4 protein-coding genes are annotated in these 6,341 nt (G+C 64.1%); all 4 read left to right on the top strand.

Annotated features, from left to right (window positions below; genetic code table 11):
- Positions 1–36 precede the first annotated feature (36 nt).
- Entirely contained in the window at positions 37–651 is a 615-nt protein-coding gene (locus Q4E95_RS02855; RefSeq protein ID WP_303381862.1) for an ANTAR domain-containing response regulator, read from the top strand.
- Between the two features lie 45 nt (positions 652–696).
- Positions 697–3,597 (top strand): DNA polymerase I, encoded by a 2,901-nt coding sequence (gene polA / locus Q4E95_RS02860; protein WP_303381863.1) that lies wholly within the window; start codon positions 697–699, stop codon positions 3,595–3,597.
- A gap of 33 nt (positions 3,598–3,630) precedes the next feature.
- Entirely contained in the window at positions 3,631–5,025 is a 1,395-nt protein-coding gene (locus tag Q4E95_RS02865) for a GNAT family N-acetyltransferase (protein WP_303381864.1), read from the top strand.
- Positions 5,026–5,178: 153 nt separating this feature from the next.
- Positions 5,179–6,341: 30S ribosomal protein S1 (gene rpsA / locus Q4E95_RS02870; RefSeq protein ID WP_303381865.1), on the top strand; the 1,163-nt coding region annotated here is incomplete at its 3' end.

Raw genomic sequence — 6,341 nt, forward strand, 5'->3', positions numbered from 1 at the left:
TCCAGTTTGATTCCCAGCTAACCAAGGAGTTCCCCCGTGACGGAATCGCCCGAAGCGTCCACTCCCGCTCCCTCGAATGCTCCCGCCAAAACCGTGGTGGTCGCCGAGGATGAGGCCTTGATCCGCATGGACATCGTGGAGATGCTTCGTGAAGCCGGTTACAACGTGGTGGCCGAGGCGGAAAATGGTCAACGTGCCGTGGACCTCGCCCGTGAGCACACCCCGGACCTGGTTCTCATGGACGTGAAAATGCCCGTCATGGACGGCATCACCGCGGCAGAGCAGATCGCGGAGGAGCGGATCGCTCCCGTGGTGCTGCTGACGGCCTTCAGCCAGCGCGAACTCGTGGAGCGTGCGCGTGAGGCGGGCGCCATGGCCTACGTGGTCAAGCCGTTCACCGTGGACGATGTGGTGCCGGCCATTGAGATCGCGATGTCCCGATTCGAGGAGATCTTCGCGCTGGAGAACGAGGTGGCGGACATGAAGGAACAGTTCGCCACACGCAAACTCGTGGAGCGCGCCAAGTCCCTCCTGCAGACCAAGATGGGTCTGTCCGAACCCGAGGCGTTCCGCTGGATTCAGAAGACCTCGATGGATCGCAGACTGTCCATGCGTGAAGTGGCCGATGCGATCATCAACCAGGTGACCTGAGGCCGGCTTCTCCGAGTGCCCCGGGCGAACGCCTAGGATGGACGCGTGAGTGAGACGAGCGACGCCCAGACCAACGCAAGCCAGGACACCTCCGCCGATCCCGTGGTGGTGATCGGGGAGAAAACCGATTCCCCCCAATCAATCACGCTGCCCGGCACGGTGAGCCACCCGGAACGACGCCTGCTCCTGATCGACGGGCATTCCCTGGCCTTCCGCGCGTTCTTCGCGCTGTCCCGCGCCGCGGAGTACGGCAGCGGCCCGGGTTTCGTCACCTCGGAGGGAGTCCACACCGAAGGTGTTTACGGGTTTGTGAACACCATGGTCAAGCTGATTCGCGATTATCAACCGACCCACTTGGTGGTGTCCTTCGACCTCGAAGGCCCCACGCTGCGTTCCCAGGAGTACGGGGACTACAAGGGCGGTCGTGACGAGACCCCCGAGGAGTTCCACGGCCAGGTGCCGAATATCGAACGCATCCTCGAGGCACTCGGAGTCCCTGTGGTCACCCTTCAGGGCTACGAGGCCGACGACGTTCTGGCCACCTTGGCCAGGCGCGGCGCCTCGGAGGACTTCGAAGTTCTCGTTTTCTCCGGAGACCGTGATGCGTTTCAGATGGTCAACGACCACGTCAATATCGTGTACCCGGGTCGTACCCCGTCCGATCTACGCCGTATGGATGCCCAGGCCGTCTACGAGAAGTACAAGGTGGCCCCGCAGAACTACCCGGACCTCGCCGCCCTCACGGGTGAGCAGGCGGACAACCTGCCGGGCGTGCCCGGTGTGGGCCCCGGCTTCGCGGCCAAGTGGATCACGACCTACGGTCCCGTGGAGTCAGTGCTCGAGCACGCGGACAAAATTACCGGTAAGAAGGGCGAGGCGCTGCGCGAGAACATTGAGCTCGTGCGACGCAATCGCAAATTGAACCGGTTGGAAACCGATCTCGACCTCGACATCGAATTCGACAACGCCGCGCTCCCCGTCCCGGACACGGACAGGGTGGACGAGGTCTTCGACGAACTCGAATTCGGCGCCGGCCTGCGCGGCCGGCTTCTGGACGCCTTCGGCAATGCCGGTGCGGGCGGGCCCAGCTCGGACGCTCCCGTGGTGAGCACGGTCGAGCGCGTGACCACGGCGGAGCAGTGGCGGCACTGGCTGGACGAGAACAAGGACACCGAAACTCCCGCCGTGGTGCGGCGTCTGCTGCCGGATCCCAAAGCGGCGTCGGGCGGGGAAGTCACGGCTCTCGTGTTCACCGCGAACACCAGCGCGGTGGTGGATGTCCTCGCCGCGGACCAGGACTTGGCCACCGCCGTGGACCATTGGCTCGAAGACCCCACCGAACCGAAAATCGTGGACGGCCTCAAGGACCTGTTCCACGGCCTCGTGGACCGCGGTGTGACCCTGGACGGCGTGCACGACGACGTCCAGCTCTCCGGCTACCTCGTGCGTCCCGCGCTGCGCAGTTACGACCTCGAGGCCCAGCTCGCCCAGCACCTGGAACTCGAGGTGCCGGACGCGGGTGACCCCGCGGCGTCGTCGGGCAAGGGCAAGGCCGCCCAGACGGAGCTGGACCTGGGCGAGGACCAAGGCCTCGAAGCGATCCCGGACGAGGTACTGCGGCGTGAAGCGAGCCTGGGCGCCGCCTGCGCCCAGCTGAGCCAGCATTTGCGTGCCCTGCTCGAGGCGGACGGCCAACTGCCGCTGCTGCTGGAGCTGGAAATGCCGCTGGCGGTAATTCTGGCGCGCATGGAGAACCTGGGTGTGGCCATCGACCGTTCCGGGATCGACCAGTTGTACAAGGACCTGCAGCAGCCCATTGACGAGAACAAGGAGCTGGCGCAGGCGCAGATCGAGGGCACGGTGAACCTGGGTTCACCCAAACAGTTGCAGACCGTGATGTTCGAGGAACTGGGCCTGCCCAAGACCAAGAAGACCAAGACCGGTTACACCACGGACGCCGCGGCGGTGGCGGACCTGCTGGGTCGGGTGGACCCGGAAACGCAGGGCTCCCGGTTTCTTGTGGCGCTCATGAACTGGCGTGAGTACTCCAAGCTCAAGCAGATCGTCGAGGGGTTGCGCAAGGCCATTGCCGAGGACGGCCGGATCCACACGACCTACATGCAGACCGTGGCGGCCACCGGGCGGCTGTCCTCGACCGACCCCAACCTGCAGAACATTCCGGTGCGCACCGAACAGGGGCAACGCATTCGCAACGTGTTCGTGGTCGGATCGGATGTGGACGGCCCGTTCGAGACCCTCATGACCGCGGACTACTCACAAATCGAAATGCGCATCATGGCGCATTTGTCCGGGGACGAGGCACTCATCGAGGCCTTCCGGGCGGGGGAGGACCTGCATCGTTTCGTGGGCTCGCGCGTGTTCAACGTGGCACCCGAAGAGGTCACCGCGCAGATGCGCTCCAAGGTCAAGGCCATGAGCTACGGACTGGTGTACGGGCTCAGCTCCTACGGGCTGTCCCAGCAGCTCAGCATTCCCGTGGATGAGGCACGGACCATGATGAGCGAATACTTCGAGCGATTCGGTGGGGTGCGCGACTTCCTGCGCGGTGTCGTGGACGAGGCCCGCGAGAAGGGTTACACCGAGACCATCGACGGCCGACGCCGTTACCTCCCGGACCTCACGAGTGACAATCGGCTGGCCCGGCAGTCCGCGGAGCGCGCGGCACTCAACGCTCCCATTCAGGGGTCCGCTGCGGACATCATCAAGAAGGCAATGATCGGGGTGGATCGTGCCCTGGACGAGCAGGAGCTCCGTTCGCGCGTGCTGCTGCAGGTCCATGACGAACTCATCGTGGAGGTCGCCACCGGAGAGGTCGAGGCCGTGGAGAAGATCCTGCGCGAGGAGATGGCGGGTGCCGCTGATTTGACAGTCCCCCTGGACGTCAACGTGGGCACCGGCCGCACGTGGCAACAGGCCGCGCATTAAAATCATTCGACGTCACCCAGGAGACCTTTCCGCATGAGCACGCACCCGGCCAACGAACCCCGCTCCGAGCAGTACAGCGCCAAGGGCAACACCTATGAGGTGAAGACCTTCGGCGCGCGACCGGGCGGAATTGCAGGCAACCCGGAAGCAGTCGAATGGTTGCGCGCGGTGAACCAGGGTTTCCACGGCCCGGAGCCCTCCGAGCAGTCCCTGGAAAGGGATCTCATGTGGCTGCACAGCGAACGCATCCGCTTGCGCGCCGTCCACAGTCAGGACCCGGTGCCGACCGCGGCTCTGGGTGAGCAGCGACCCGTGGCCACGTACTGCTCGTGGGATTCGAACCTCACCCTGGGCGCAGAAACTCAGTTGCCCGCGTGGTTGGTGTCCGAGGTGACGGTGCGTCCCACGCACGCCCGCCGCGGTATCCTGCGCCGCATGATGACCGCCGATCTCACCGAGGCGCACCAGGCGGGGTTCCCGATCGCGGCACTCACGGCGTCCGAAGCGACCATTTACGGCCGGTTCGGGTTCGGGGCAGGCACGTTCAACACCGAGGTCGCGGTGGCCGCGGAATCCGGCTTGACGCTCAAGGCACCGTCCGTGGGGCGAGTGGAAATGGCGGACAACAAGGCGCTCGCGCAGCTGGCGCCGCACATCTTCGAGGAGTTCCACCAGCTGACCCCCGGTTCACTGAGGCGCACCGGCAAGTGGTGGGATTACGTGAGTGGTCAGTACGACTGGCATACCGGCAAGGCCGATCCCGAGATCCGCACGGCGGTCCACTACGACGGGAACGAGCGGGCGGACGGCTATGTCAGCTACAAGTTCGTGCGCGGAAGTGGCTTCAAGGGCACCCTGGAAGTGGTGGACCTTGTCTCGCCCAGCGCCCAGGTGCGCATCGCACTGTGGGAGTATCTGTGCGGCTTGGACCTGGTCACCGAGGTGCGTCACCCCAATGCCCAAATGGAGGACCCCTTGATGTGGGGCATGGTCGACATGGCCGACTACGAGGTACGCAAGCGTTACGAGCGGCTGTGGTTGCGCATCCTGGACCCGATCGCCGCGCTGTCTGCGCGCCCCTATCGTTCGCACCGCACGGTGACGATCTCCTTGGTGGATTCGTTGGGTTTCGCGGACGGCATGTACATGATCGATACGACCGGCGAGCGGCCGGTCGTGGAGCGGACGGGGGACCGACCCCGCACGGACGACGACGTCGCGGGCAAGTCTATGCCGCGCGTCGAGTTGCCGGAGGAGGCGGACGTCGCCATGAATATCGACGCCCTGGGCTCGCTGTACTTGGGTGCCGTGAAGGCGTCAACACTGTATTACGCGGGATTGATCAAGGTGCGGGATCTCGCGGCACTGGATGACCTGCAATCGCTGATGTCCACGTCCGAACACCCGTATTGCATCTCGCCGTTCTAGGCTGCTTGAACCGGTTGCCCTTGAAGCCTAGAATGGTGCAGTGCGTATTCATTTGCGCGCCCAAAGCACGTTTCGTTCACCGTAATCCGGGCCTTACAAGGTCCCAGCGGTGAACACTGACCATTCAAACTAATCCATCGGAGTCCCTACTACATGACCACCACCACCCCGCAGGTTGCCGTCAACGACATCGGAACCGAAGAGGATTTCCTCGCCGCTGTCGACGCGACCATCAAGTACTTCAACGACGGCGACCTCGTGGAAGGCACCGTCGTCAAGGTCGACCGCGACGAGGTCCTCTTGGACATCGGCTACAAGACCGAAGGCGTAATTCCCTCTCGCGAGCTGTCCATCAAGCACGACATCAACCCTGACGATGTTGTTGCCGTGGGTGATGAGGTCGAGGCTCTGGTTCTCACCAAAGAGGACAAAGAAGGTCGCCTGATCCTGTCCAAGAAGCGCGCTCAGTACGAGCGCGCCTGGGGCGACATCGAGAAGGTCAAGGAAGAGGACGGCGTTGTCACCGGCACCGTCATCGAGGTCGTCAAGGGCGGCCTCATCCTGGACATCGGCCTGCGCGGCTTCCTGCCCGCTTCCTTGGTCGAGATGCGTCGTGTCCGCGATTTGGCTCCCTACATCGGCCAGCAGCTCGAAGCCAAGATCATCGAGCTGGACAAGAACCGCAACAACGTGGTGCTGTCCCGCCGTGCATGGCTGGAGCAGACCCAGTCCGAGGTTCGCGCCAACTTCCTGCAGCAGCTGCAGAAGGGCCAGGTTCGCACCGGCACCGTGTCCTCCATCGTCAACTTCGGTGCCTTCGTGGACCTCGGTGGCGTGGACGGCCTGGTGCACGTGTCCGAGCTGTCCTGGAAGCACATCGACCACCCCTCCGAGGTCGTCGAGGTTGGCCAGGAAGTCACCGTCGAGGTACTCGACGTGGACATGGACCGCGAGCGTGTTTCGCTGTCGCTGAAGGCAACCCAGGAAGATCCCTGGCAGCTGTTCGCACGCACCCACGCCCTGGGCCAGGTTGTCCCGGGCAAGGTCACCAAGCTCGTTCCCTTCGGTGCGTTCGTGCGCGTCGAAGACGGCATCGAGGGCCTGGTGCACATCTCCGAGTTGGCGCAGCGCCACGTGGACATGGCCGAGCAGGTTGTCTCCGTCAACGAAGAGCTGTTCGTCAAGGTCATCGACATCGACCTGGACCGCCGCCGCATCTCGCTGTCCCTGAAGCAGGCCAACGAGGGTGTGGACCCCGAGTCCACCGAGTTCGATCCCGCTCAGTACGGCATGGCCGCCGAGTACGACGAGCAGGG

It is taken from the genome of Kocuria sp., assembly GCF_030536815.1.
In the GTDB taxonomy this organism is placed as follows: domain Bacteria; phylum Actinomycetota; class Actinomycetes; order Actinomycetales; family Micrococcaceae; genus Kocuria; species Kocuria gwangalliensis.

Coding starts and splice junctions, on each gene's coding strand:
- Q4E95_RS02865 (WP_303381864.1), top strand. CDS start 3,631: ATGAGCACGCACCCGGCCAACGAACCCCGCTCCGAGCAGTACAGCGCC.